This window comes from Streptomyces sp. NBC_00096, assembly GCF_045041305.1.
Lineage (GTDB): Bacteria > Actinomycetota > Actinomycetes > Streptomycetales > Streptomycetaceae > Streptomyces.
The window spans coordinates 2,671,884-2,696,709 of the sequence record NZ_CP108221.1 but is presented as its reverse complement, the minus strand read 5'-3'; the positions used below and the strand labels follow the sequence as shown (position 1 = coordinate 2,696,709).

The 24,826-nt window shown below is 71.8% G+C and carries 22 protein-coding genes; 13 read left to right on the top strand and 9 right to left on the bottom strand.

The features are described 5' to 3' along the window. Window positions 1-13: 13 nt before the first annotated feature. Together OG904_RS11580 and OG904_RS11575 are read right to left on the bottom strand one after the other, a co-directional pair. Window positions 14-2,020, bottom strand: a complete 2,007-nt coding sequence (locus OG904_RS11580; protein WP_405489970.1) for a CocE/NonD family hydrolase — start codon at window positions 2,018-2,020, stop codon at window positions 14-16. 89 nt (window positions 2,021-2,109) lie between these two features. Further along, window positions 2,110-3,642 (bottom strand): peptide MFS transporter, encoded by a 1,533-nt coding sequence (locus tag OG904_RS11575; RefSeq protein WP_405489968.1) that lies wholly within the window; start codon window positions 3,640-3,642, stop codon window positions 2,110-2,112. Window positions 3,643-3,832: 190 nt separating this feature from the next. On the opposite strand from OG904_RS11575, the gene OG904_RS11570 reads away from it, so the two are divergent. From OG904_RS11570 to OG904_RS11555, 4 genes are all read left to right on the top strand, one after another. Next, complete coding sequence (locus OG904_RS11570) at window positions 3,833-4,843, top strand: polyprenyl synthetase family protein (protein WP_405489966.1); 1,011 nt, start codon at window positions 3,833-3,835, stop codon at window positions 4,841-4,843. Between the two features lie 261 nt (window positions 4,844-5,104). Next, window positions 5,105-6,337 carry a LolA family protein gene (locus OG904_RS11565; RefSeq protein ID WP_405489964.1) on the top strand — a complete coding sequence of 411 codons (1,233 nt, stop codon included), beginning with the start codon at window positions 5,105-5,107 and terminating at the stop codon, window positions 6,335-6,337. 103 nt (window positions 6,338-6,440) lie between these two features. Next, window positions 6,441-6,644: a ribbon-helix-helix domain-containing protein gene (locus OG904_RS11560; protein WP_239516343.1), complete on the top strand. Its 204-nt coding sequence runs from the start codon at window positions 6,441-6,443 to the stop codon at window positions 6,642-6,644. Continuing rightward, window positions 6,641-7,057: a hypothetical protein gene (locus tag OG904_RS11555; RefSeq protein WP_405489962.1), complete on the top strand. Its 417-nt coding sequence runs from the start codon at window positions 6,641-6,643 to the stop codon at window positions 7,055-7,057. Before OG904_RS11560 ends, OG904_RS11555 begins: the two co-directional genes overlap by 4 nt. Window positions 7,058-7,159: 102 nt before the next feature. On the opposite strand, the gene OG904_RS11550 is transcribed toward OG904_RS11555, so the two are convergent. Beyond that, window positions 7,160-8,476: a M28 family metallopeptidase gene (locus tag OG904_RS11550; RefSeq protein ID WP_405489960.1), complete on the bottom strand. Its 1,317-nt coding sequence runs from the start codon at window positions 8,474-8,476 to the stop codon at window positions 7,160-7,162. A gap of 192 nt (window positions 8,477-8,668) precedes the next feature. Here OG904_RS11550 and OG904_RS11545 point away from each other — a divergent pair, with 192 nt between their 5' ends. After that, the gene (locus OG904_RS11545) at window positions 8,669-9,061 is read left to right on the top strand and encodes a DUF6193 family natural product biosynthesis protein (protein WP_405489958.1); all 393 of its coding nucleotides are present in this window, start codon (window positions 8,669-8,671) and stop codon (window positions 9,059-9,061) included. 54 nt (window positions 9,062-9,115) lie between these two features. Here the strand turns inward: OG904_RS11545 and rarD are convergent, their stop codons facing one another. The 6 genes from rarD to OG904_RS11515 form a co-directional block, all read right to left on the bottom strand. Continuing rightward, on the bottom strand, window positions 9,116-10,099 hold the full coding sequence (rarD, locus tag OG904_RS11540) for an EamA family transporter RarD (RefSeq protein WP_405489956.1): 984 nt from the start codon (window positions 10,097-10,099) through the stop codon (window positions 9,116-9,118). Between the two features lie 215 nt (window positions 10,100-10,314). After that, the gene (locus OG904_RS11535) at window positions 10,315-11,382 is read right to left on the bottom strand and encodes a 2-oxoacid:ferredoxin oxidoreductase subunit beta (protein WP_405489954.1); all 1,068 of its coding nucleotides are present in this window, start codon (window positions 11,380-11,382) and stop codon (window positions 10,315-10,317) included. After that, the gene (locus OG904_RS11530; RefSeq protein WP_405489952.1) at window positions 11,375-13,399 is read right to left on the bottom strand and encodes a 2-oxoacid:acceptor oxidoreductase subunit alpha; all 2,025 of its coding nucleotides are present in this window, start codon (window positions 13,397-13,399) and stop codon (window positions 11,375-11,377) included. Before OG904_RS11530 ends, OG904_RS11535 begins: the two co-directional genes overlap by 8 nt. Window positions 13,400-13,542: 143 nt before the next feature. Next, entirely contained in the window at window positions 13,543-14,202 is a 660-nt protein-coding gene (locus OG904_RS11525) for a LuxR C-terminal-related transcriptional regulator (protein ID WP_405497946.1), read from the bottom strand. Window positions 14,203-14,488: 286 nt separating this feature from the next. Further along, entirely contained in the window at window positions 14,489-15,796 is a 1,308-nt protein-coding gene (locus OG904_RS11520; protein WP_405489950.1) for a sensor histidine kinase, read from the bottom strand. 527 nt (window positions 15,797-16,323) lie between these two features. After that, window positions 16,324-17,535 carry a sensor histidine kinase gene (locus OG904_RS11515; protein ID WP_405489948.1) on the bottom strand — a complete coding sequence of 404 codons (1,212 nt, stop codon included), beginning with the start codon at window positions 17,533-17,535 and terminating at the stop codon, window positions 16,324-16,326. Window positions 17,536-17,690: 155 nt separating this feature from the next. On the opposite strand from OG904_RS11515, the gene OG904_RS11510 reads away from it, so the two are divergent. Genes OG904_RS11510 through OG904_RS11475 form a run of 8 tightly spaced genes read left to right on the top strand, consistent with a single transcriptional unit; the run spans window position 17,691 to window position 24,806 of the window. Further along, window positions 17,691-18,098 carry an NADH-quinone oxidoreductase subunit A gene (locus tag OG904_RS11510; protein ID WP_405489946.1) on the top strand — a complete coding sequence of 136 codons (408 nt, stop codon included), beginning with the start codon at window positions 17,691-17,693 and terminating at the stop codon, window positions 18,096-18,098. Beyond that, window positions 18,089-18,706: an NADH-quinone oxidoreductase subunit B gene (locus OG904_RS11505; RefSeq protein ID WP_405489944.1), complete on the top strand. Its 618-nt coding sequence runs from the start codon at window positions 18,089-18,091 to the stop codon at window positions 18,704-18,706. Before OG904_RS11510 ends, OG904_RS11505 begins: the two co-directional genes overlap by 10 nt. After that, the gene (locus tag OG904_RS11500; RefSeq protein ID WP_405489942.1) at window positions 18,703-20,145 is read left to right on the top strand and encodes an NADH-quinone oxidoreductase subunit C; all 1,443 of its coding nucleotides are present in this window, start codon (window positions 18,703-18,705) and stop codon (window positions 20,143-20,145) included. The genes OG904_RS11505 and OG904_RS11500 overlap by 4 nt, the downstream gene beginning before the upstream one ends. Beyond that, the gene (locus OG904_RS11495; protein WP_405489940.1) at window positions 20,142-21,110 is read left to right on the top strand and encodes an NADH-quinone oxidoreductase subunit H; all 969 of its coding nucleotides are present in this window, start codon (window positions 20,142-20,144) and stop codon (window positions 21,108-21,110) included. The genes OG904_RS11500 and OG904_RS11495 overlap by 4 nt, the downstream gene beginning before the upstream one ends. Continuing rightward, entirely contained in the window at window positions 21,111-21,779 is a 669-nt protein-coding gene (locus OG904_RS11490; protein ID WP_405489938.1) for a NuoI/complex I 23 kDa subunit family protein, read from the top strand. Continuing rightward, window positions 21,776-22,393, top strand: coding sequence for an NADH-quinone oxidoreductase subunit J (locus OG904_RS11485; protein WP_405489936.1), 618 nt, complete (start codon window positions 21,776-21,778; stop codon window positions 22,391-22,393). The genes OG904_RS11490 and OG904_RS11485 overlap by 4 nt, the downstream gene beginning before the upstream one ends. Then, the gene (gene nuoK, locus OG904_RS11480) at window positions 22,393-22,758 is read left to right on the top strand and encodes an NADH-quinone oxidoreductase subunit NuoK (RefSeq protein ID WP_405489934.1); all 366 of its coding nucleotides are present in this window, start codon (window positions 22,393-22,395) and stop codon (window positions 22,756-22,758) included. The genes OG904_RS11485 and nuoK overlap by 1 nt, the downstream gene beginning before the upstream one ends. Next, window positions 22,755-24,806: an NADH-quinone oxidoreductase subunit L gene (locus OG904_RS11475; protein WP_405489932.1), complete on the top strand. Its 2,052-nt coding sequence runs from the start codon at window positions 22,755-22,757 to the stop codon at window positions 24,804-24,806. Before nuoK ends, OG904_RS11475 begins: the two co-directional genes overlap by 4 nt. The last annotated feature ends 20 nt before the right edge of the window (window positions 24,807-24,826 follow it).

Below are 24,826 nucleotides of genomic sequence, written 5' to 3'. Positions count from 1 at the left end.
CGGCAGGAGGCCGTCAGACCGCCGCGCGGGGGAGGCGGCGTTCCCAGGTGCGGTGGAAGAGGACCTCGTCGCCCTCGCGGCAGACGACCTCGTTCGAGGTCACGAAGCCGCCCTCGTCGCACGAGATCTCCGAGCGGGTGAGGACCGAGACGTCCCAGCCCAGCTCCGGCCGGTGCAGCCGTACCGTCCACTCCGAGTGGGTGCGGGCCGACAGCGCGTCCGCCTCCTGGATCTCGTACACCTCCCGCGCGTCCTCGCTGAACTCCAGCCCGTCCGGGTACACCCGGGTCCCGCCGTACCGGGGGTCCACCTCGAGGCGCCACACGCCCCGCGCCACGTCCCGTACGACCAGCCGCTCCGGCCTCGGCCCGTCCAGGGTCTCCGGGTAGGAGACCCCCAGCGGCTCCGACTGCTCCGGGGCCTCGAAGAGGATCGGCTCGCCGTCGGACGACGCGTCGCGCACCGGGAGTTCCACCGCGCTGCCCGCCGGGTCCAGGGTCCAGCCCCGCTCCGAGCCGGCCCGCGGCCAGATCCACGGCCAGTAGGCGGAGGACAGGGCGAGGCGGATGCGGTGGCCCGGCGGGAAGGAGTGCCCGATGCCGTTCAGCTCGAAGCTCACGTCCTCGTACGAGCCCACCGGCCACGGCACCGCCTTGTCCCGGCCCTGCCGCGCGGACAGGTTCAGCACGCCCCGGGTGACCAGCGTCGAGGCCCCGTCCGGAGCCACGTCGCACAGCCGCGCCACGACCTGCCCGTACGGCACGTCCAGCCGCAGCCGCAGCCGCACCACCGGGCGGCCCAGGATCTCCACCGGCCCGGACTCCTCGCCCACGGGGAACTCGAAGCAGGCCGACTTCGCGTCCTCCTCGCGCTGGTCCGGCGGCAGGTCGGCGTCGTTGCCGAAGGGGAAGAAGCGGCCCGCGTCCAGCCCCGTGTGCTGCGGGGAGGCCACGACCACCGGGTCGCCCTGGAAGGCGTACGTCACCGGGTCCACGTTCGGCGAGGGCCAGGACGGGTCGCCGACCCACCGGCCCGGCAGGGTCTCGTACGTGGTCGCGGGCGGATGCGACCGGGAGATCCAGGAGCGCAGCAGCGGCTCGTCCATGACGCCGGTGTCCTCGCCCTTGAGCCAGTGGTCCCACCAGCGCAGGGTCTCCTGGAGGAAGCCGATGGCGGGCCCCGGCGGCAGCCCCCGGTCGGGGTACTGGTGCGACCAGGGGCCGATCAGGCCCCGCACCCGGTCGGCGGGCAGCGCGGAGACCAGCCGCAGCACGGTGTCGCGGTACGGGTCGTGCCAGCCGCCGACGGCGAGGACGGCCGCGCCGATCGCCCCGTAGTCCTCGCAGACGCTGCCGTGGCGCCAGTACGCGTCGCGGGTCTGGTGGGAGAGCCAGGTGTGCAGGAGGGGTTCGACCGAGCCGAGGCGCGAGAGCCACTGCTCGCGCCAGCCCTCGCCCGCGTAGAGCGGGTCCGGCGGGCGGGAGGCGAAGGCGAGCATGGTCGCCGCCCACGCGTGCATGTCCACGGCGAGCAGCGAGCCGCCCATGTAGTGCACGTCGTTGTCGAAGCGGTCGTCCGTGGAGCAGACGGTGACCACCGCCTTCAGCGGTTCCGGGGCCAGTGCCGCGATCTGGAGGCTGTTGAAGCCGCCCCAGGAGATCCCGAACATGCCCACGGACCCCGAGCACCATGGCTGGGCGGCCAGCCACTCCACCACCGCGACGCCGTCGGCGAGTTCCCGGGCGTCGTACTCGTCGCCCGGGTCGCCCCCGCTGCACCCGTGGCCGCGCACGTCGACCCGTACGGAGGCGTATCCGTGCCCCGCGTACCAGGGGTGGCGCTGCCAGTCGCGCGGCGCGGTCCAGTCGGTGAGGCGGTACGGGAGGTACTCCAGCAGCGCGGGGACGGGCTCGTCCGTGACCGGCCGCCAGATGCGGGCGTACAGCTCTACGCCGTCCCGCATCGGGATCCGGACGTCCTCGTGGGTGGTCCCGTAGGGGAAATCGGTGCGGATGATCATCGAAGGTCTCTCGCCAATCGCCTCGGGGACGGTCAGTGGGACGGTCAGTGGGACGGTCAGTGGAACGGGCAGCCGGCCGGGACGGCCGGTCAGTGAACGGGGTGCATCGTGCGTTTCAGCCACGGCGCGAGCGCGATCACGGCCAGTCCCGCCGCGACGGCGATGGCGCCGTTGACGCCGAAGTAGGCGGGGTTGGAGACCTGGCCGTACAACTTGACCACCTGCGCCTGGATGCCGTTGGCCAGCGCCAGGGAGAGGAACCACAGCGCCATGGTCTGGCTGGCGAAGGCCTGCGGGGCGAGCTTCGTGGTGGCCGACATGCCGGAGGTCTCCAGCAGGACGTCGCCGAGCCCGAGCAGCAGGTAGGAGCCGATGATCCACCAGGCGGCCATCTTGTACGTGTCGCCGGTGTGCCCCGAAGTGGGGATGACCATCAGGAGGAAGGACAGGCCGCCCAGGATCACGCCGATGGCGATCTTGTTCGAGGCGTGCGGCTGCCCGCGGCCCATCCGCACCCACACTGCGGCGACGACCGGGGCCAGGAGCACCTCGAACGCGCCGAGCGCGGAGGCGTACCAGCCCGCCGGGAAGGTGAAGCCGAGGATCTCGGTGCGGGCGTTCGTCGAGGCGAGCAGCATCATCGTCGAGTACGCCTGGAAGAGGATGAAGTTGAAGGCCACCGAGGCCAGGAAGAGCACCACGTACGGGCGCAGGCGTCCCCGCTCGGCGGCCGTCACCCGGGGGCTGCGGAACATGATCGCGAAGTAGACGACCGGCGCGATGACCGAGATCAGGGTGAGCAGGTCCACGAACCGGCCCATCGTCAGCCAGCCCTGTACCGCCAGAAGGGTGGCGAGCGCGGCGAAGACCACGATCCCGATGACGATCCGGATCACGGCGGAGCGCATCGCGTCGGGCGCCAGCGCGGCAGGGTCGTTCGCAGGCGTGGCGGAGTGCTTGCGCCCGGCCAGGTGGCGGCGCCCGGCGACGTACTGGACCAGGCCCGCGGTCATGCCGACGGCGGCGGCCGAGAATCCCCAGTGCCAGCCCTCGTGCTCGCCGAGCCAGGAGGTGATCAGCGGGCCGGCGAAGGCGCCGATGTTGATGCCCATGTAGTAGAGGGCGAAGCCGGCGTCGCGCCGCTGGTCGTCCGTCTTGTACAGCTTGCCGACCATGCTGGCCACGTTCGGCTTGAGCAGGCCGGTGCCCGCGCTGATCAGGCCGAGGCCCACCCAGGTCATGGCGGCGGTCGGCACGGCCATGGCGTAATGGCCGCAGGCGATCAGGATCCCGCCCCACAGCACGGCGCGGTACGAACCGAGGATCCGGTCGGCGAGCCACCCGCCGGCGACGGAGACGAGGTAGACCATGGTCCCGTAGGCCGCCGCGACGGAGGCCGCGGTGCCCGGGTTCATCCCCAGGCCGCCGTTGGCCACCGTGTCCGCGAAATAGAGGACGAGGATGGCCTGCATGCCCAGGAACGAGAAGCGCTCCCAGACTTCCAGTCCGGAGAGCGTGGCGAGGCCCCGGGGGTGCCCGAGGAAGGCGTGGTCGTCTCCGGGTGGCGGCTGGTCCGCCTCCGGATCGGAAGGCTCGTCTATATCGGTCACAGTTCTGGACAAAACGCATTCTCCGGTTGTTTTGGCTTCTCTAGAACATACCGGGGCGCATCGGGCGCTGCTCGGGTGGTGGCCGGACAGGCGCCCTGGGTGATCGAAAACAGACCGGATACGCTGGCTTGAGTGATGGCAGCGACACATCGACAATCCATGTGATCGTCAACGTGATCGTCAGCAGACAGGAGTACCCCTCGTGACCGTCGTCGGGCCGTTCGGACTGAGCGTGCGGGACCAGGCTCTTGAGACCGATGTCCAGGCCGGACTGGCCGCCGTCGAGGCGGGTCTGCTGGAAGCCACCAAGAGCGAAGTCCCCTTCATCACCGAGGCCGCACAGCATCTGGTGCGTGCCGGAGGCAAGCGGTTCCGGCCGCTGCTGGTGATGCTCGCCTCCCGATTCGGCGATCCCTACGCGCCTGGAATCGTCCCCTCCGCCGTCGTCGTGGAGCTCACCCACCTGGCGACGCTCTACCACGACGACGTCATGGACGAGGCGGACGTGCGCCGCGGCGTGGACAGCGCGAACGCCCGCTGGGGCAACTCCGTGGCCGTCCTGACGGGTGACTTCCTGTTCGCCCGCGCCTCGCACATACTGGCCGACCTCGGGCCCGAGGCCGTGCGGATCCAGGCCGAGGCCTTCGAGCGGCTGGTGACGGGCCAGATCCTGGAGACGGCCGGTCCGCGCGACGGCCGCGACCCCGTCGAGCACTACCTGGACGTCATGGCCGGCAAGACCAGTTCGCTGGTCGCCGTCTCCTGCCGCTTCGGCGCGCTGATGTCCGGCGCCGACGAGATGGTCGTCGACGTCCTCACCCAGTACGGAGAGCGCCTCGGCCTCGCCTTCCAGCTCGCCGACGACGTCCTCGACATCGCCTCCGACTCGCACGAGTCCGGCAAGACCCCGGGCACCGACCTGCGCGAGGGCATCCCGACGCTGCCCGTGCTGCGGCTGCGCGAGATGGCGGCCCAGGGCGGCGACCCGGACGACCTGGACCTCGTACGGCTCCTGGACGGCGACCTGACGGACGACGCCCGGCACGCCGAGGCGCTGTCGCGGCTGCGGGTCCACCCCGCGCTGGAGCAGGCGCGCCGGGACACCATCCAGTACGCGGAGGAGGCGCGGGCCATGCTGGCCCCGCTGCCGGAGTGCTTCGCGAAGTCGGCGCTGGTGGAGCTGTGCGACGCGGTGGTCCACCGCGCGGGCTGACGCCCCGAAGGTCCCGGACGGGGCCCGACCGAAGACAGAGGCGAGGGCCCGGCATCCCTTACGGGTAGGGGATGCCGGGCCCCCGTCATGTCATCCTCGGGTTGTACGCACAGTTGGCTCCGGGGGCTGACGCCCTCAGCCCTCCGCTTTGGTCAGATAGAGACACATCCCCACCAGATCGGGTGAGAGTGGCGGCGCGGGGTGGACGTGTACAAGCAAAGGTAGGTCGCCGCCGTACACACAGAGGTAGGGCAGACAGACATGGCAACGAACGCAAAGATCCGCAAGGCCGCACGCTACGCCGTCCCGGTCGCGGTGTTCGGCGTGGTCGCCGGCACCATCGCGATGGTGCCGGCCTTCGCGAACGGGGGCGGTCCGGACCTGCCGAAGATGACGGCCCAGCAGCTCATCGAGAAGATCGCCGCCTCGGACGTGCAGCAGCTGTCCGGCAGCGCCAAGCTCAGCACGGACCTGGGTCTGCCGACGCTGCCGGCCGGCCTGCTCGGCGGCGGCTCCGGGGTGACGGGCGGCTCCGCCGATCCGCAGGACAAGATCGCGCAGCTGGCGAGCGGCACCCACACCTTCCGGGTGGCCGCCGACGGCCCGGACCGCCAGAAGCTCACCTTCGCCGACGGCAAGGACGAGTACAGCCTCGTCCACAACGGCGAAGAGGTCTGGGGTTACGACTCCAAGTCGAACGAGGTCTTCCACGAGAAGGCCCCGGCGGACGCGGGCAAGGACGGCAAGAGCTCCGGGCACAAGACGGGCGACCGGCTCGCGGCCTCCCCGCAGGAGATAGCCCAGGAGATCCTGAAGGCCGCCGGCCCGACCACCGACGTCAGCGTCGGCGACACGGCCCAGGTGGCCGGGCGCGACGCCTACCAGCTGGTCCTCAAGCCGAAGGCGAGCGGTTCGACGGTCGCCTCGGTGAAGATCGCGGTGGACGCGAAGAACGGCGTGCCGCTGCGGGTGCAGGTTCTGTCCACCGACGGCGGCAAGCCGATCGTGGACGCCGGCTTCACCAAGGTGGACTTCGCCAAGCCCGCCGCCGACACCTTCGCCTTCACCCCGCCCAAGGGCGCGAAGGTCAACGAGGGGACGGCCGGCGAGCGCGGCAAGGGCCTGGCCGAGGGCAAGGCCAAGGACCGGGGCCTGGGCGCGCTGGACTCCGTCCCCGGCCTGGGCGGCCTGACCGGCGGCGCGGGCAAGGGCGACATGAAGGTGCTCGGCGAGGGCTGGGGCTCGATCGCGCGGATCGAAACCGGCTCGACCGGCGGCCTGAAGGGCCTGGACGACGCGGCGAAGGACAAGAACGCGCCCAAGGGCGCCGCACAGTTCCTCGACTCGCTCGGCGAGAAGGTGAGCGGGAAGTTCGGCGAGGGCCGGGTCCTGAAGACCCGCGTGATCAACGCGCTGATCACGGACGACGGCAAGGTCTACGTCGGCGCGGTCACCAAGGACGCGCTGGTGAAGGCGGCCGACGCCAACAAGTAGTGAGCGGCGAGCGGTGACGTGAGGGTGGGCGGGGACTGTGTCCCTGCCCACCCTTGTGCCGTTCCGGCCCTGTGTACAGCGGCCCCGCTGTACGGTGAAAGGCATGTCGAGACACGTCACCATCCGCCTGGAAGAAGAGTTCCACGAACGCCTCAAGGCACGTGCGGCGGCCCTGGGTACGACGGTCACCGCGCTGATCACCGAAGTCACGGAACGCGAGCTCGATGAGGACCGGAAGAACTTCCTGTCCGGGATAGAGGAGTTCGCCGACCACTGGGGCTACTTCCAGGAGCGGTTCGGCCATTGAAGATCACCATGGAGTGGGCCTGGACCGCCCTGGCCCACCATCTCCCGTCCGATCCCGCCGTGTGGGATCCCTCCGGAGTGGCCGCCGCCGTGGCCCGGCACCAGAACGACCTGGTCCTCGTTCCCGAGCAGCCCGCCCCGGACACCGCGTGGCGGGCCGCCGCGTTTCTGCACACGCTCGCGGTGTGCCCGGCGCTGGAATCCCCGATGAACGAGTTCTACGCCGCCGCCGCGACCCGCTCGTACCTGCGCGTCGCCGGGGCCAGGCAGCTGCCCTCGCCCGAGGAACTGGGCGATCTGGTGGAGGCCGCGAAGCTGGGGCAGGCCGATGTCGCGGCGGTCGCCGAGGAGTTGCGGGCCCGGATCCAGGATCCGCTGTCGGCCTCGCTACCGGGCCTCGCGCAGGACACGTAGGACCATCGGCGCCTCGTCCGGGTGGAGCTCCGGCATGATCAGATCAGATCACACCGGAGCCCTAGAGGACTAGACCAATTGGCGTGTCCCGGCACCGCTGTTTCAGAAAGTGATCTTCCAGCTGTTGATGTAGCCGACGTCCTGCGCGGCCGCGTCCTTGACCTGGAGCTTCCACACCCCGTTGGCCACCTCGGAGGAGGCGTTGACGGTGTAGGACTGGACGAGGTTGTCGGCGCTTCCGCCGGCCCGGTTGTGCAGGTTGTAGACGGTGCCGTCGGGAGCGACCAGGTCGACCACCAGGTCACCGCGGTAGGTGTGGACGATGGTCACGTCGACCTTGGTGGTGGCCGGGGCGTTGCCCGTGACGCCCGAGACCGTGATCGGCGAGTTCACCGCGGCGGCGGGGGAGTCCGGGATGTTCACGTCCGCCGTGTTCTCGAAGGACTGGCCCGGCGGGACCGGGGTGGCCGCCCCGAGGTTCCAGATCGCGTAGGCGATGGCGTCGGAGTTGCGGTCCAGGGCGGTGTCGTTGATGTTCGCCGAGGTGTCGCAGGAGGCGTGGTAGCAGCGGTCGAAGGCCTGACCGGAGGTGCCGCCCCACTTCTGGGCCTGGGCCGCCGTCTTGGTGTAGTCGGCGCCCGAGAACAGGCCGCCGACCGGGATGCCCGCGCTCTTGAACGGCGCGTGGTCGGAGCGGCCGTCGCCCTCGGTCTCGATCTCGGTGGAGACCCCGATGCCCGCGTAGTAGTTCTTGAAGGTCTGCTCGATCGTCGGGTCGTCGTCGTAGACGAAGTAACCCGGGTTCGGCGAGCCGATCATGTCGAAGTTCAGGTAGCCGGAGATCTTCGACTTCTCGGCGGCCGGCAGGTTGTTCACGTAGTACTTCGAGCCGATCATGCCGAGCTCCTCCGCGCCCCACCAGCCGAAGCGCAGGTGCTTCGTCGGCTGGAGCTGCGCGCGGGAGACGGCCAGCGCGGTCTCCAGGATGGCGGCCGAACCGGATCCGTTGTCGTTGATGCCGGGGCCCGCGTTGACCGAGTCCAGGTGCGAGCCGGACATCAGGACCGAGTTCGGGTCACCGCCCGGCCAGTCGGCGATCAGGTTGTAGCCGGTCGCACCGCTGGAGCTGAAGGTCTGCAGGGTGGTGGTGAAGCCGGCGGCGTCCAGCTTGGCCTTCACGTAGTCGATCGAAGCCTTGTAACCGGCCTTGCCGTGCGCGCGGTTGCCGCCGTTGGCGGTGGCTATGGACTGCAGCTGCGTCAGGTGCGCCTTGACGTTGGCGACCGGGATGTCGGGCGGTGTGGGCGCGGCGGCGGCCGTGCTGGGCACGGCGAGCGCGGCGGGAGCGGTGGCGGCGAACAGACCGGCGACCGCGAGGGCGGTCACGGCGGCCAGGCGCCGGGAGACGGACAGGCTCATGTGGGGGCTCCGGGATTCCGTACTGGGGATGTGTGCGGAAACGTGCGGGGAAGAACAGGTGAGCTACGTGCGTCAGTGCGAGCCCGATGTTCAGTGAGAGCGTGACAGTCCGTCAAGACCTGAATTCGGTCACACCCGTTCGGAAAGCGGACGGAGCCGCTCGCGAGGGCGCGGCGAGGGCACACTGGGGGGATGAGCGTGAACGAAGAGACCCCTGCGGCGGCCGTCGAGACCCAGTGGCTCGACACGCGGCGGACGTGGGAGGACAGACTGGAGCGCCTCGGGCCCAAGGTCTGGCATCTCGGCACCATCGCGGTGCTGGAGGCGGCCCACGAAGACCCGCTCCTGCGGCAGCTGTACCCGTACACGAGCCATTGCCACGTGCACTTCAGCAGCACGACCCGCTTCCCCTACGAGGTCGCGGTCCCCTTCGTGATTCCGCTGCCCGACGGGCGGTTCCGCGTGCGCGACCGCCTCGTGGAGATCGCCGAGGTGGCCACGGCCGCGGAGGCCGTGGCCCTGGTGGTCGCGCACGCGCCGCCCGGTCTCCGGCTCGCCGCGACGGGGCTGCCGATGAACGCGTAGCGGACGTGCCGGCGGGCGCGTCCGGGGACGCGCCCGCCGATGCCCGGAGCGGTGTTACGCGGTCTCGCGCGCCGGGGTCGGGACCGGGGTCGGGACCGGGGCCGGGACCGGGGCCGGCAGGGGGGCCGGGAGGGCCTCCAGGCGGCCGGCGCGGGCGCGGTGGGCGGTGCGCAGGGCGTCCCAGGTGAGGATCGACAGGGCGGCCCAGACCAGCGAGAAGCCGGCCCAGCGCGCGGGCGGCATGGCCTCGTGGAAGTAGAGGACGCCCAGCCCGAACTGGAAGACCGGGGCCATGTACTGGAGCAGCCCGAGGGTGGACAGCGGGACCCGGATCGCGGCCGCGCCGAAGCAGACCAGCGGGATCGCGGTGACCAGCCCGGCCGAGGCGAGCAGGGCGGCGTGCCCCGGGCCCTGGGCGGTGAAGGTGGACTGGCCCCGCGCGCCGAGCCAGAGCAGGTAGCCGAGGGCGGGCAGGAACATGATCACGGTCTCGGCGGTCAGCGACTCCAGGCCGCCCATGCCGAGCTGCTTCTTGATCAGCCCGTACAGGGCGAAGGAGAAGGCCAGGATCAGCGAGATCCACGGCGGCCGCCCGTACCCGACGGCGAGCACCAGTACGGCGGCGACGGCGATCGCGACGGCCGCCCACTGCGTGCGGCGCAGCCGCTCGCCGAGGACCAGGACGCCGAGCGCGATGGTGACCAGGGGGTTGATGAAGTAGCCGAGGCTCGCCTCGACGACCGCGCCGTTGTTGACCGACCAGATGTACACGCCCCAGTTCACGGTGACCAGGACGGCGGCCACCACGAGGAGCGCCAGTTTGCGGGGCTGGCGCAGCAGCTCGGCCATCCATCCCCAGCGCCGCAGGGCGAGCAGTGCCAGCCCGACCACGGCCAGCGACCACACCATGCGGTGGGCGAGTATCTCGATGGCGCCGGCGGGCTGGAGGAGCGGCCAGAAGAGGGGCACGATCCCCCACATTCCGTATGCGCCGAATCCGTAGAGCAAACCCGTGCGCTGGTCGTTCTCTGCCTTCACGGGACCTCCAGAGCTACTTCAAGCCAACCTGATGACGGTAGCGCCGAGCGAGCCGGAAGTCATTAGCGTCCGACGAGATGCTCATGACACTTGACGGGGGCCAGGCGCGACGAAGCCCGGACCCGGCACGCCGAAGCCCGGACCTGGCCTGCGGGTCCGGGCTTCGGCGGTGGAGCGGGGAACGGGGGAGCGGGGGTGTGCCGGGGTCGGACGGCTCAGCCGACGACGGTCCAGGTGTCCTTGCCGCTCAGCAGCGCGCCCAGGTCGCCCTTGCCGCTGCGGTCCACGGCCGTCTCCAGCTGCTCGGCCATGAGCGTGTCGTACACGGGCCGGGACACGTCGCGGAACACCCCGATGGGGGTGTGGTGCAGCGTGTCGGGGTCGGCCAGCCGGGACAGCGCGAACGCGTTGGTCGGGGAGGCCGAGCCCGCGTCGTGGACCAGGATCCGGGACTCGTTCGCGGGCGTCACCGTCACGACCTCCAGGTCTCCGGTGGTCTCGTTGCGCACGACGCCCTTGGCGTTGTCGACGCCGAAGCGGATCGGCTGCCCCTGCTCGAGGCGGATGACGGCCTCCTGGGCCTGCTCGTGGTCCTTGAGGACCTCGAAGGCGCCGTCGTTGAAGATGTTGCAGTTCTGGTAGATCTCCACCAGCGCCGTGCCCTCGTGGGCGGCCGCCGCGCGCAGCACCTCGGTGAGGTGCTTGCGGTCGGAGTCGACCGTGCGGGCCACGAAGGTGGCCTCCGCGCCGATCGCCAGCGACACCGGGTTGAAGGGCGCGTCCAGCGAGCCCATCGGGGTCGACTTGGTGATCTTGCCGAGCTCGGAGGTGGGGGAGTACTGCCCCTTGGTCAGCCCGTAGATCCGGTTGTTGAACAGCAGGATCTTGAGGTTGACGTTGCGCCGCAGGGCGTGGATCAGGTGGTTGCCGCCGATGGAGAGCGCGTCGCCGTCACCGGTGACCACCCAGACCGACAGGTCGCGGCGCGAGGTGGCCAGACCCGTGGCGATGGCCGGGGCGCGGCCGTGGATCGAGTGCATCCCGTAGGTGTCCATGTAGTACGGGAAGCGCGAGGAGCAGCCGATGCCCGAGACGAAGACGATGTTCTCCTTCGCCAGCCCCAGCTCGGGCATGAACCCCTGCACGGCGGCGAGCACCGCGTAGTCCCCGCATCCCGGGCACCAGCGGACCTCCTGGTCCGACTTGAAGTCCTTCATCGACTGCTTGGCGGCGGCCTTCGGCACCAGCGAGAGCAGGGTCGGGGTGTCCGTCACCTCAGTCATTGATGGCCTCCTTGAGATGCGTGGCGAGCTGCTCGGCCTTGAACGGCATGCCGTTCACCTGGTTGTACGACTGGGCGTCGACCAGGTACTTGGCCCTCAGGAGGGTCGCGAGCTGCCCGAGGTTCATCTCCGGCACCACTACCTTGTCGTAACGCTTCAGGACCTCGCCCAGATTCCCCGGGAAGGGGTTGAGGTGGCGCAGATGGGCCTGTGCGACGGGGATCCCGGCGAGCCGCAGCCGGCGTACGGCGGCCGTGATCGGCCCGTACGTCGAGCCCCAGCCGATGACCAGGGTCCGCGCGCCGTCCGGGTCGTCGACCTCCAGGTCCGGGACCCGGATGCCGTCGATCTTGGCCTGGCGGGTGCGGACCATGAACTCGTGGTTGGCCGGGTCGTACGAGATGTTGCCCGTGCCGTCCTGCTTCTCGATGCCGCCGATGCGGTGCTCCAGGCCCGGCGTGCCCGGGACCGCCCACGGGCGGGCCAGGGTCTGCGGATCGCGCTTGTACGGCCAGAAGACCTCGGTGCCGTCCGCGAGCTCGTGGTTCGGGCCGGCGGCGAACGGCACCTTCAGGTCCGGCAGGTCCGCCACGTCCGGGATCCGCCACGGCTCGGAGCCGTTGGCGAGGTACCCGTCGGAGAGCAGGAACACCGGCGTCCGGTACGTCAGCGCGATCCGGGCCGCGTCCAGCGCCGCGTCGAAGCAGTCCGCCGGGGTGCGCGGGGCCACGATCGGGACCGGGGCCTCGCCGTTGCGCCCGTACATCGCCTGGAGCAGGTCGGCCTGCTCCGTCTTGGTCGGCAGCCCCGTGGAGGGGCCGCCGCGCTGGATGTCCACGATCAGCAGCGGCAGCTCCAGGGAGACCGCGAGGCCGATCGTCTCGGACTTGAGCGCCACGCCCGGGCCGGAGGTGGTGGTCACGGCGAGCGCGCCGCCGAAGGCCGCGCCCAGGGCCGCGCCGATGCCGGCGATCTCGTCCTCGGCCTGGAAGGTGCGCACGCCGAAGTTCTTGTGCTTGCTCAGCTCGTGCAGGATGTCCGAGGCCGGGGTGATCGGGTACGAGCCCAGGTAGAGCGGCAGGTCCGCCTGCTGCCCCGCCGCGATCAGCCCGTAGGACAGGGCGAGGTTCCCGGAGATGTTGCGGTAGGTGCCGGTCGGGAAGGCGCGGGTGGCCGGGGCCACCTCGTAGGAGACGGCGAAGTCCTCGGTGGTCTCGCCGAAGTTCCAGCCGGCCCGGAAGGCGGTGACGTTCGCCTCGGCGATGTCGGGCTTCTTCGCGAACTTCTGCCGCAGGAAGGTCTCGGTGCCCTCGGTGGGCCGGTGGTACATCCAGGACAGCAGCCCCAGCGCGAACATGTTCTTGCTGCGCTCGGCCTCCTTGCGGGAGAGCCCGAAGCCCTTCAGCGCCTCGACCGTGAGGGTGGTCAGCGGCACCGGGTGGACGTTGAAGGCGTCCAGGGAGCCGTCTTCCAGCGGGGAGGTCTCGTAGCCGACCTTCGCCATCGGGCGCTTGGTGAACTCATCGGTGTTGACGATGATGTCCGCGCCGCGCGGCACGTCCCCGATGTTGGCCTTCAGCGCCGCCGGGTTCATCGCCACCAGGACGTTCGGGGCGTCGCCCGGCGTCAGGATGTCGTGATCGGCGAAGTGCAGCTGGAAGCTCGACACGCCGGGGAGGGTTCCGGCGGGCGCCCGGATCTCGGCGGGGAAGTTCGGCAGAGTCGAAAGGTCGTTGCCGAAGGAGGCGGTCTCCGAGGTGAAACGGTCACCGGTGAGCTGCATGCCGTCACCGGAGTCACCCGCGAAGCGGATGATCACCCGATCGAGTTTGCGCACTTCCTTGCCGCCGATGCCACCGTTGCCGTGGGCGTCGCTGCGGTGGGTGTCGTTGCCGTCGGCGTCGCTGCCGTGGCCCGGGGTGTCGCCGTTCGGGCCCGGGGACGTCCGCTGCTCGCCGACGACCGCGCCTTCGGCCCCGTCGGACTGTTCGGCTGGGCTACTGACCTGGCTGGTCACTGAACTGGACCTCCTTCGAGGCGAGAGCCTGCCCAAGGTCAACCCTACGTCCGTAGGGATTCCTTCCCCGGGCTGCTCAGGTTCTGGACCGCCCCTTCGGCGGTCTGTCCGAATCCGGCCTTACCTGACAGAGTGTCAGTTGATCAAGATCTTAGGTAGGTGAGGACGGCCAGCACGCGCCGGTGATCCCCGTCACTCGGTGACAGGCCCAGCTTCATGAAGATGTTGCTGACGTGCTTCTCCACCGCGCCGTCGCTCACCACGAGCTGTTTGGCCACGGCGGAATTGGTCCGCCCCTCGGCCATCAGCCCGAGCACCTCGCGCTCGCGCGGGGTCAGCCCCGCCAGCACGTCCTGCTTGCGGCTGCGGCCGAGGAGCTGCGCCACGACCTCCGGGTCCAGGGCGGTACCGCCCCGGGCCACGCGGACGACGGCGTCCAGGAATTCCCGCACCTCGGCCACCCGGTCCTTGAGCAGGTACCCCACCCCGGTGCTGGAACCGGCCAGCAGTTCGGTGGCGTACTGCTCCTCCACGTACTGGGACAGCACCAGCACGCCTATGCCGGGGTAGTCGCGCCGCAGCCGCACCGCGGCCCGTACGCCTTCGTCGGTGTGCGTCGGCGGCATCCGCACGTCGGCCACCACCACGTCCGGCAGGGCGTCCTGCCCCGCCAGGTCCGCCACCGTCTTGATCAGGGCTTCCGCGTCCCCGACGCCCGCCACGACGTCATGCCCCCGGTCGGTCAGCAACCGGGTCAGGCCCTCACGCAGCAGCACCGAATCCTCGGCGATGACCACTCGCACCCTGTCTTCCACGACTTTGTTGCTCCCCGCGTCCACACGTGCCCCGTTTTCCCTGACTGAGCCAAGCATCCCAGCCCTGAGCTCGGATCGAGGCGGAGTGGGATCAACGTGTGGCCGCGGAAGCCGCGTTTTCGGTGGTGGAAGGCCCCCCTCCGCCCCCCGGCCCGAAAAGTCAGGGCTTTCTCCCCCGGCGGGGCGGGGCGAACGGCACGGGCCGGGTGGTCAGACGGCGGAGTCCCGGGCGGGGCCTCAGGTGGCGGGGCGCCACCGGAGTCCCGGGCGGGCCTCAGGTGGCGGGGCGCCAGGGAAGTTCGGCGGTCACGGTCGTGCCGCCGCCGGCGGGGGAGTCGACGACCAGGACGCCGTCCACCGCGTCGAGCCGCTCCGCGAGTCCCGCCAGCCCCGACCCGGGCACGGCGGCGGCCCCGCCCAGCCCGTCGTCGGCGACCTGGATCAGCAGCCGGTCGCCGGACTTCCACACGTCCACACCCGCCGTACGGGCCCTCGCGTGCTTGCTGATGTTCTGGAGCAGCTCCGAGACGGTGAAGTACGCGATCCCCTCGATCGCCGCCGCCGGGCGCGCCGGCAGCTCCACGGCCACCCGTACCGGCACGGCGCACCGCGAGGCCACCGAGGACAGCGCCGCGTCCAGCCCCCGGTCGGTCAGGACGGCCGGGTGGATCCCGCGGGCCAGGTCCCGGAGCTCCTGGAGGGCGATCTTCACCTCGCCGTGGGCCTCGTCCACCATGCGGGCCGCGGCCCGCGGGTCCTCGGCGAGCTTCTCCTTCGCCAGCCCCAGGTCCATGGCCAGCGCCACCAGCCGGGCCTGCGCACCGTCGTGCAGGTCCCGCTCGATGCGCCGGAGATCGGCGGCGGCGGTGTCGACCATGACCCCCCGGTCGGACTCCAGCTCGCTGACCCGGTGCGCGAGCCGGGACGGGCCGAGCAGCCCGGCGACGAGCACCCGGTCGACGGTGGTCAGCGCGCGGATGACCCAGGGGGTGGCGAGGGTGAAGGCGAGCCCGGTCGCGCAGGTCAGCGCGATCGCCAGGGGCGAGTCCAGGTAGAAGGTGTAGTCGTCGTTCTGGAAGAGCTGGAGCCCCGGCTGATTGGTGTACGCCGGGAAGACCCAGAACCAGAGGGGGTACAGCAGCATGGCCCACCCGTAGGCCCAGAACACCAGGGCCACCGTGAAGCCGAACACCGCCCACGGGAAGTGGATCACGGAGTACAGCACGTGCCGCCAGGCGCTCCCGCTCTTGAGCAGGGCCCCCATGCCGGCGATCGGCCCGGCCTTCTTCGCCCGGATCGGCTCCGGCTCGGCGATGTCGTGGCGCAGCATCCCGCGCACCCGGGCCCGCTCCACGCGGCCGAACCCGCGGCACATGGCCAGCAGTCCCGCGAGGACCGGGACACCGAGGAAGGTGACGAGCAGGCCCGCGCCGACGCTGACGCCGGCGATGGCGAGGGAGAAGTACAGCGTGCTGAGCGGCAGCCCGAGCATCAGGTACCCGAACTCCCGCCAGGTCCGCCCCTCCAGGGGAGCCCGCAGCACCCTGCCGCTGCCGCTGCCGCTGTGTGCGCTGCTGCCCATGTCGCCTGCCTGCCCTTCGTCTGCCGTGTCCCCCAACCCTCCCGCCGGGCACCCCGCGAAACCATCCGGCGGGTCGGCGTCTCCCCCCGGGGGTTAACCCCACCCCGGGGGCCGCGGTTTTGCCGTCAGCGGCGCCGGGCCGGGCTGTGGGCCTGCGGCTGTGGGCCTGCGGCCCTGCCGCCGATCGCGCGCCGGCGGGTGCGGGTGCGGGGTGCGGGTGCGGGGGTGCGGGTGCGGGGGTGGGTGCATCGCAGCAGGGGGCCGCAGTGCCTCCGCAGCGCGGGGCCGCGGCGCCCTGCCCGCCCTTCGCCCGTTCCCCGGGGCTCCGCCGCGGACCTCGCTCCTCGAGAACCGGAGTGGCGGGATCCGGCTGGCGCACGGCCCGCGCGCGAAAGCCGGCGGGGCTGGAAGATCCAGCCCCGCCGGCGTTCGCGGCGGCCTCTCACCCGGGCCCCGGTGCGCGATGTGGTCCCGACCCGGAGGGGGTGGGGGCAGCCGGAGTCAGCCACGGGACGACCCCGCCGCCGTCAGACGGTCGCGCGCCCGCGCCACGGCAGCTCCGCCGTCACCACCGTGCCCGCGCCCACCGGGGACTCCACCACCAGGACCCCGTCCACAGCGTCGAGCCGCTCGCCCAGACCCGCCAGCCCCGACCCGGCCAGGGCATCCGCGCCGCCGCGCCCGTCGTCCGACACCCGGATCATCAGCCGGCCCCCCGCCGAACCCGCCGAACCGCCGGCCCCGTCCGCCCGCCACACCTCGACCTCCGCACCCCGCGCCTGCGGACCCGCGTGCTTGCTCACGTTCTGCAGCAGCTCCGAGACCACGAAGTACGCGATCCCCTCGATCGCCTCCGCCGGCCGCGCCGGCAGGTCCACCGCCACCTTCACCGGCACCAGGCACCGCGAAGCCACCGAAGACAGCGCCGCGTCCAGCCCCCGGTCCGTCAGTACCGCCGGGTGGATGCCCCGTGCCAGGTCCCGGAGTTCCTGGAGGGCGATCTTCACCTCGCCGTGCGCCTCGTCCACCATCGCCGCCGCGCCCTCGGGGTCCTCCAGCAGCTTCTCCTTCGCCAGGCCCAGCCCCATCGCCAGCGCCACCAGCCGCGCCTGCGCCCCGTCGTGCAGGTCCCGTTCGATGCGCCGCAGGTCCGCCGCAGCCGTGTCGACCACGACGCCCCGGTCGGACTCCAGCTCCGCGATCCGCCGCTCCAGCTCGTCCGACGGCGACAACAGGCCCCGTACCATCGCCCGGTCCACGTTCGCGAGCCCGCGCACCACCCACGGCAGCACCGGCCACAGGACGAACAGCCCGGTCAGCGTCACGGCGAAGGTGAACACCGCCCACGGCAGCCGCACCAGCTCGAACAGCACCGTCCGCCACGCCACCGGGTCCTTCAGCGTCGCCCACAGCCAGGGGAAGAACCCGCCCGACCGCCGCGGTCCGGGCATCGGCGTCGGCTCGTCCACCCGTACACCCAAGAGGTCGCGCGCCCGCCCCCGTTCCAGCCGTCCCAGCTGGCGAGACAGGAAGAGACCGGACGCGAGCAGCGGAAGTCCGATCGCGGTCACCGACAGGCCACCCGCGGTCGACACCATGACGACCGTGTAGACGAACCCGATGAGGGCGGCGGGGAAATTGCTCAGCAAATAGGCGATTTCCTTCCACGTCACGGCATCGAAGGCAGCGCGGACGGGAGGGAGGGAGCCGTCGTCGGGGGTGTGTTCGCTCGCGGTCATGCACCCACCCTGTCAACCGCGCGGCCCCGATGCCATGGGGCAGCCGGGCCGAGGTAAACGGGGGATAACCCCACCCCGTGGGACCCAGGCCCTAGACTCCCGTCCGTACCAGATCAACCTGATCGTCGACAGTGGCCGAGGAACGAGGAACGGACGTGCCCGAACCAACGGTATCGACCGTATCCGTGCTCGCCGCGGACTACTTCCGGACGTATTCGGTCGTCGGCCTCATGGCCGTGCTCGGTGTGCTCTTCGTGGCGGTGGCGTTCGGCGCCAACCGCCTGCTGAGCCCGTCCGTCCCGACCCGCGAGAAGCTGCTGACCTACGAGTGCGGCGTGGACCCGGTGGGCGAGGGCTGGGCGCACACCCAGGTCCGCTACTACGTCTACGCCTTCCTCTACGTCATCTTCGCCGTCGACTCGATCTTCCTCTTCCCCTGGGCGACGGTGTTCGCCGCCGCCGGCTACGGCGCCACGACGCTGGTGGAGATGTTCATCTTCCTCGGCTTCCTGGCCGTCGGCCTGCTCTACGCGTACAAGAAGGGCGTCCTCGAATGGCTGTGACCCCGGCCGGTACCCCGGCCGTGCCGTCGGAGCCGCAGCTGCTCCCGGAGCCGAAGCGGCTGGGCGTCCTGTCCCGCCTCGCGCCCGAACCCATGAAGGTGGTCCTCAACTGGGGCCGCCGCTACAGCCTGTGGGTCTTCAACTTCGGCCTCGCCTGCTGCGCCATCGAGTTCATCGCGGCGTCGATGGCCCGGCACGACTTCATCCGGCTCGGCGTGATCCCCTTCGCACCCGGCCCGCGCCAGGCCGACCTCATGATCGTCTCGGGCACGGTGACGGACAAGATGGCCCCGGCCGTCAAGCGGCTGTACGAGCAGATGCCCGAGCCGAAGTACGTCATCTCCTTCGGCGCCTGCTCCAACTGCGGCGGACCGTACTGGGACTCGTACTCGGTGACCAAGGGCGTCGACCAGATCATCCCCGTCGACGTCTACGTCCCCGGCTGCCCGCCCCGCCCCGAGGCGCTGCTGCAGGGCATCCTCAAGCTCCAGGAGAAGATCGCCCGCGAATCGCTCGCGGAGCGCTACGCCAACCCGGCCCCGCCGACGCCCGCGCAGCTCACCAGCGCCCTGGTCACCCCGCCGCCCGCCCCGGGGACGGACGCGTGAACCTCTACGACTCCCTCCCCGACGCGGCGGGAACGGTCTTCGGCGAGGAGGCCGTCGGCTCGTTCTCGTACTCCGTCCTCACGGTCGACGTGCCCACCGCGAGCTGGATCCCCGCGCTGGAGATCGCCCGCGACAAGCTGGGCTGCACGTACTTCGACTGGCTGAGCGCGGTGGACGAGCCGGGCACCGGCTTCCGGATCTGCGCGCACGTGGTCTCGCTGGAGAACCACCGCGTACGCCGCCTCCTGCTGCGGACCACCGTCCCCCACTCGGCGCCCTCCCTGCCCTCCGCGGTCGCGGTGTACGCGGGCGCCGAATGGCACGAGCGCGAGACCTTCGAGATGTTCGGGGTCGTCTTCACCGACCACCCGAACCTGGTCCCGCTGCTGCTCCCCGAGAACTTCGAGGGCCACCCGCTGCGCAAGGACTTCGTCCTCGCCGCCCGCGTGGCCAAGGCCTGGCCCGGCGCGAAGGAGCCGGGCGAGGCGCACGACCCGGACGCCCCGAAGCGCCGCCAGATTCTTCCGCCGGGCGTCCCGGACCCCAACGACTGGGGCCCGCTCAAGGGCCAGCTCCCCCCGGCCCCCGCCCGCCCCGCCCGCACCCCGCGCGCGGCGGCCGGAGCCCCCGGCGAACGCCCGGCCCGCACCCCGGACGAGGCCACCCCGGCCCGCCGCACCCGCTCGGTGACCGACGGCTCGGCCAGCCAGCCGGACGCCCCGCCCGCGACCCCGGACGAGGCCACCCCGGCCCGCCGCACCCGCGCGGCATCCGAAGGCTCCGCGAGCCAGCCGGACGCCCCGCCCTCGACCCCGGACGAGGCCACCCCGCCGAGCCCGGCCCGCCGTACCCGTTCGGCATCCGACGGCTCCGCGAGCCAGGCCGGGCCCCCGACCGCCCCGGCCGCGGACGAGGCGGCCCCGCCGCGCCCGGCCCGCCGTACGCGTTCGGCGTCCGACGGCTCCGCCAGCCAGGCACAGGCCGCCCCCGCGCCGGAGGCTCCGAAGCGCCCCGGGCCCCGCAGCTCGGACGCCCCCTGGCACGACCCGAAGCCAGCCTTCACCGAACCCCCGACGGACCCGAAGCCCCCGGCGGCCCCGGCCAGCTCGGCTACACCGGCCGCCCCGGCCGTCCCGGCGGAGCCCACCGTCCCGGCGGAGCCCACCGACCCGGCTACTTCGGCCACCCCGGCCCACCCGAAGCTCCCGGCGGCACCGGCCGTCCCGGTGGCACCGGCGGAGCCCGCCACCCCGGCCGTCCCGGCGGAGCCCGCCACCCCGGCGGAGCCCGCCACCACGGCTACCCCGGCCGAGCCGGTGTCCCCGGCCGCCCCGGCGGAGCCCGCCGTACCGGCCGATCGCGTTCCACCGGCGGAGCCTCCCGCCGATCCCGATCCCGATCCCGATCCGACCACCGACCCCACCGGAGGCGCCGCGTGAACGACGTCCTCGACGTCGCCCTGCGGCTGATCGTCGTCTTCGCCGTCTTCCTCGTGCTCCCGCTCGTCGTCGGGCAGGCCGAGCACAAGGTGATGGCCCACATGCAGGGCCGCCTCGGCCCCATGTACGCCGGCGGCTTCCACGGCTGGGCCCAGCTCGTCGCCGACGGGGTCAAGTTCGCGCAGAAGGAAGACATCGTCCCGGCCAACGCCGACCGCCGCGTCTTCCAGCTCGCCCCCGCCGTCGCCCTCCTCCCGTACCTCCTGGTCCTCCTCGCCATCCCCATCGGCCCCGGCGAGGGAGCCGTCGGCCAGGTCATCGACGCCGGACTCTTCTTCGCGCTCGCCGTCATGGGCATCGGCGTGCTCGGCTCGCTCATGGCCGGCTGGGCCTCCGCGAACAAGTTCTCCCTCCTCGGAGGCCTCCGCACCGCCGCGCAGCTGCTCGCCTACGAGCTCCCCATGCTGCTCGCCGCGGCCTCGGTCGCCATGGCCGCCGGGACGGTGTCGCTCCCCGGCATCGTCGGCGCCTTCGAATGGTGGTGGCTGCCCTGGCAGATCGTCGGCGGACTCGTCTTCTTCACCGCCGGCCTCGCCGAACTCCAACGGCCCCCCTTCGACATGCCCGTGGCCGACTCCGAGATCATCTTCGGCGCGTACACCGAGTACACCGGCCTGCGCTTCGCACTGTTCCTGCTCGCCGAGTACGCCGGCATCGTCGTCCTGTGCGCCCTCACAACCGTCCTGTTCCTCGGCGGCTGGCACGGTCCCTTCGGCGGTGACTCCTTCGGCTGGGTCTGGACCCTGCTCAAGATCGCCGCCCTCTCCTTCGTGGTGATCTGGCTCCGCGTCAGCTACCCCCGCCTGCGCGAGGACCAGCTGCAGAAGCTCGCCTGGACCGTACTCATCCCGCTCGCGCTCGCCCAGATCGCGCTCACCGGCATCGTGAAGGTGGCGATCCAGTAAATGCCCCCCATCCCCGGCTCCGGCCTCGCCAAGGGCCTGGCCGTGACGCTGCGCACGATGACGAAGCGCTCGCACACCGCCCAGTACCCCGAGGTACAGCCCGAGCTCCCGCCGCGCTCGCGCGGGGTCATCGGCCTGTTCGAGGAGAACTGCACGGTCTGCATGCTGTGCGCGCGCGAGTGCCCCGACTGGTGCATCTACATCGACTCCCACAAGGAGACGGTCCCGGCCGCCGCCCCCGGTGGCCGTGAGCGCAGCCGCAACGTCCTCGACCGCTTCGCCATCGACTTCTCCCTCTGCATGTACTGCGGCATCTGCATCGAGGTGTGCCCCTTCGACGCGCTGTTCTGGTCGCCGGAGTTCGAGTACGCCGAGACCGACATCCACGAACTGACCCACGAGCGCGACAAGCTGCGCGAGTGGATGTGGACCGTCCCGGCCCCGCCCGCCCTGGACCCCGCCGCCGAGGAACCCAAGGAAGTCGCGGCCGCCCGCAAGGCCGTGGAGAAGGCCGAAGCCGCCGCCGCGGCCGAGGCAGCCGCAGACGCCGAAGCCGCCGCCGCGGCCGAGGCCACCGCCGCTGCACCAGCCGCCGCCGGGGAGACCCCCGACACCCCGGCCCCCGGTCAGGCCCAGACCCCGACCCCGGCCCCGGAAGGAGACGCGTGATCACCGCAGCCGCCCAAGGCCACGGCTTCCTCTCCCCGACCGGCGTCGAGATCGCCTTCGTCCTCGTCGGCCTCGCCACCCTCGGCGCCGCCGCCGTCACGGTCACCACCAAGCAGCTCGTGCACGCCGCCCTGTGGCTGGTCGTCGCGCTCGGCGGGATCGCCGTCGAGTACCTGCTGCTGACCGCCGAGTTCATCGCCTGGGTCCAGGTGCTGATCTACGTCGGTTCCGTGGTCGTCCTCCTCCTCTTCGGGCTGATGCTCACCAAAGCGCCCATCGGCCGCTCCCCGGACGCCGACTCGGGCAACCGCCCGGTCGCCCTCGGCGTGGCCCTCGTCGCGGCCGCCGCGCTCGTCTGGGTGGTCGTCGACGCCTTCCGCACCACCTGGATCGACCTGGACGGCCCCGCCCAGGGCTCCACCAAGGTCTCCGGCGAGATCCTCTTCCGGCACTGGGTGCTGCCGTTCGAGGCGCTCTCCGTCCTCCTCCTCGCGGCCCTGATCGGCGCCATCGTGCTGTCCCGCAAGGACACCCCGGAAACCGGCGCGCCCGCGCCCGCCGCCGAAAAGCCCGCCGCCGACAAGCCCGCCACCGATAAGAAGGGGCAGCGCTGATGCACCTCGCCTACCCCGCCGTGCTGGCGGCGCTCCTCTTCTGCACGGGCCTGTACGGAGTGCTCGCCCGCCGCAACGCCATCCTGGTCCTGATGTCCGTCGAGCTGATGCTCAACGCCGTCAACCTCAACCTGGTGGCCTTCGACGTCTGGCTGCGCGACAGCCTGCACGCCGGCCAGGCCCTCACCCTCTTCACCATCGCCATCGCCGCCGCCGAGATCGGCATCGGCCTCGCGATCGTGCTGATGGTGTACCGCAACCGGGGCACCGCGGACGTCGACCGACTGCGCGACACCGCCGAGGGCCACGAGCCGGACAGCGCCAACCCGGACAGCGCGAACACTGCGACCGGAGCCGCCGCGTGAGCACCCCGACCCTCGCCGTACTCGTCCCCCTGCTGCCCTTCCTGGGCGCGCTGGCGGGACTGCTGCTCGGCCGCACCGCCCCCGGCTTCGTCAAGCCGCTCGCCGTCCTGCCCACGCTGGGCGCAGCCGTGCTCGCGGTGCTGGTCGCCCTGCGCCAGGGCGGCGGCAAGGCGATCGACACGGCGACCGAGCTGACCCCGACCGGCTCGGTGCCGATCGAACTCTCGCTCCACCTGGACGGCTTCGCCGTCATGGTGGCCGTCCTGGTCGGCGTCGTGGCCACCTGCGTGCAGGTCTACTCGACCGCGTACCTCCGCGAGGACCCGCGCTACCCGTCCTACGCCGCTCTGGTCTCACTGTTCACCTCCGCCATGCTGCTCGTCGTCTACTCCGGCGACCTGATGGTGCTGCTGGTCGGCTGGGAGATCATGGGCATCTGCTCGTACTTCCTGGTCGGCCACTACTGGGAGACCGAGGCGGCCCGCTCCGCCTCCCTCAAGGCCTTCCTCGTCACCAAGCTCGGCGACGTCCCCTTCCTCATCGGCCTGTTCGCGCTCGCCGCCGACGCCGGCTCCTTCCGGATCACGAAGATCCTGGGCACCGTCACCGCGGGCGGGCTCGAGCACCCGACGCTGATCGCGCTGCTCCTGCTGGCCGGAGTCGCCGGCAAGTCCGCGCAGTTCCCGCTGCACACCTGGCTCCCGGACGCCATGGCGGGCCCCACCCCGGTCTCCGCGCTGATCCACGCCGCGACGATGGTCGCGGCCGGTGTCTACTTCGTGGCCCGCCTCCTCCCGGTCTTCGCGGCCTCCCGGGCCGCGATGGTGGTCCTGGCCGTCATGGCGGCTGTCACGATGATCGGCTCCGCCCTCGCCGCCCTGGCCCAGGACGACATCAAGCGGGTGCTCGCCTACTCCACGATCGGCCAGCTCGGCTACATGACCGGGGCCCTGGCCGTCGGCGACCGGGCGGCCGCCGTCTTCCACCTCCTGTCCCACGGCGCCTTCAAGGCGCTCCTGTTCCTCGGCGCCGGCGTGATCATCCACGCCGCCGGGACCAACTCCCTGGCCGCCATGTCCCGAATGGACGGCCTGGCCAAGCGCATCCCCGACGTCTTCTGGACGATGACGATCGCGCTGCTCGCGCTCGCCGCCTTCCCGCCCTTCGCCGGCTTCTTCTCCAAGGAAGCCGTCCTCGTCGCCGCCGAGCACACCGCCGGCGGCCACTCGGAGCTCGCCCCGAGCGCGGCCGGCTGGCTGGTCCTCGTCGCCGGCGTGCTGACCGCCCTGCTCACCGCCGCCTACGCCACCCGGCTGTGGCTGATGGCCTTCCGCGGCCGGGGCGCCGCCGCCCCCGACCACGGCAAGGAGCCCGTCGCCATGACCGGCGTGCTGTGGCTGCTGGCCGTCCCGAGCATCGGCTTCGGCCTGCTGGCCGGACCGCTCTCCGACTTCTTCGACGGCCGTGAGCTCACCCCGTCACTGACGACCTCGGTCCTCGGCACGGGCGCCGCCGTCGTCGGCGCGGTCCTCACCTACGCCCTCTGGCAGCGCGCCGAGGCCAAGGCCACCCTGGCCACGGCCGGAGCCCCCGCCGCCTCCGCCGGAGCCCCCGCCGCCGGAACCCATGCGGCCCCCACCGGGGTGCCCGCGTCCGTCGCCGCCGCCGAATCCGCCGCCGAGAGCCCCGAGGTCGGCCGGGTCACCCACGACCACCCCGCCGTTTCGACCGCCCCCGCCGCCGACCCCGGCCGCGCGCTCCTCGGCCCGCTCCACCGGCACGCCGCCGTCGGCTTCCACCTCGACGCCGTCTACGACCGCCTCTTCGTACGCCCCGTACGGGCCGCCGCGTCCCTCGTGCGCTTCCTCGACCGCGAGGTGGTGGACACGTACGTCCGTGGCGCCGGCCTCGGCCCCCGGCTGCTCGGCGGCCTCGTACGCCGTGCCCAGACCGGCAACGTGCAGAGCTACCTGAGCGCCCTGCTCGCCGGCGCCGTGGTCCTGGCGATCGCCACCGCCGTCCTCGCCAACGTCAACGCCGGATCGTGAGCCGTGAGTCAGCCGTGATT

What these genes read in the sequence shown, in the direction of transcription:
- OG904_RS11515 (WP_405489948.1), bottom strand. Translation starts at nt 17,535, where the DNA reads ATGACCGCGAGCGAACACACCCCCGACGACGGCTCCCTCCCTCCCGTC.
- OG904_RS11505 (WP_405489944.1), top strand. Translation starts at nt 18,089, where the DNA reads ATGGCTGTGACCCCGGCCGGTACCCCGGCCGTGCCGTCGGAGCCGCAG.
- OG904_RS11535 (WP_405489954.1), bottom strand. Translation starts at nt 11,382, where the DNA reads ATGACTGAGGTGACGGACACCCCGACCCTGCTCTCGCTGGTGCCGAAG.
- OG904_RS11560 (WP_239516343.1), top strand. Translation starts at nt 6,441, where the DNA reads ATGTCGAGACACGTCACCATCCGCCTGGAAGAAGAGTTCCACGAACGC.
- OG904_RS11580 (WP_405489970.1), bottom strand. Translation starts at nt 2,020, where the DNA reads ATGATCATCCGCACCGATTTCCCCTACGGGACCACCCACGAGGACGTC.
- OG904_RS11520 (WP_405489950.1), bottom strand. Translation starts at nt 15,796, where the DNA reads ATGGGCAGCAGCGCACACAGCGGCAGCGGCAGCGGCAGGGTGCTGCGG.
- nuoK (WP_405489934.1), top strand. Translation starts at nt 22,393, where the DNA reads ATGCACCTCGCCTACCCCGCCGTGCTGGCGGCGCTCCTCTTCTGCACG.
- OG904_RS11490 (WP_405489938.1), top strand. Translation starts at nt 21,111, where the DNA reads ATGCCCCCCATCCCCGGCTCCGGCCTCGCCAAGGGCCTGGCCGTGACG.
- OG904_RS11550 (WP_405489960.1), bottom strand. Translation starts at nt 8,476, where the DNA reads ATGAGCCTGTCCGTCTCCCGGCGCCTGGCCGCCGTGACCGCCCTCGCG.
- OG904_RS11545 (WP_405489958.1), top strand. Translation starts at nt 8,669, where the DNA reads ATGAGCGTGAACGAAGAGACCCCTGCGGCGGCCGTCGAGACCCAGTGG.
- OG904_RS11565 (WP_405489964.1), top strand. Translation starts at nt 5,105, where the DNA reads ATGGCAACGAACGCAAAGATCCGCAAGGCCGCACGCTACGCCGTCCCG.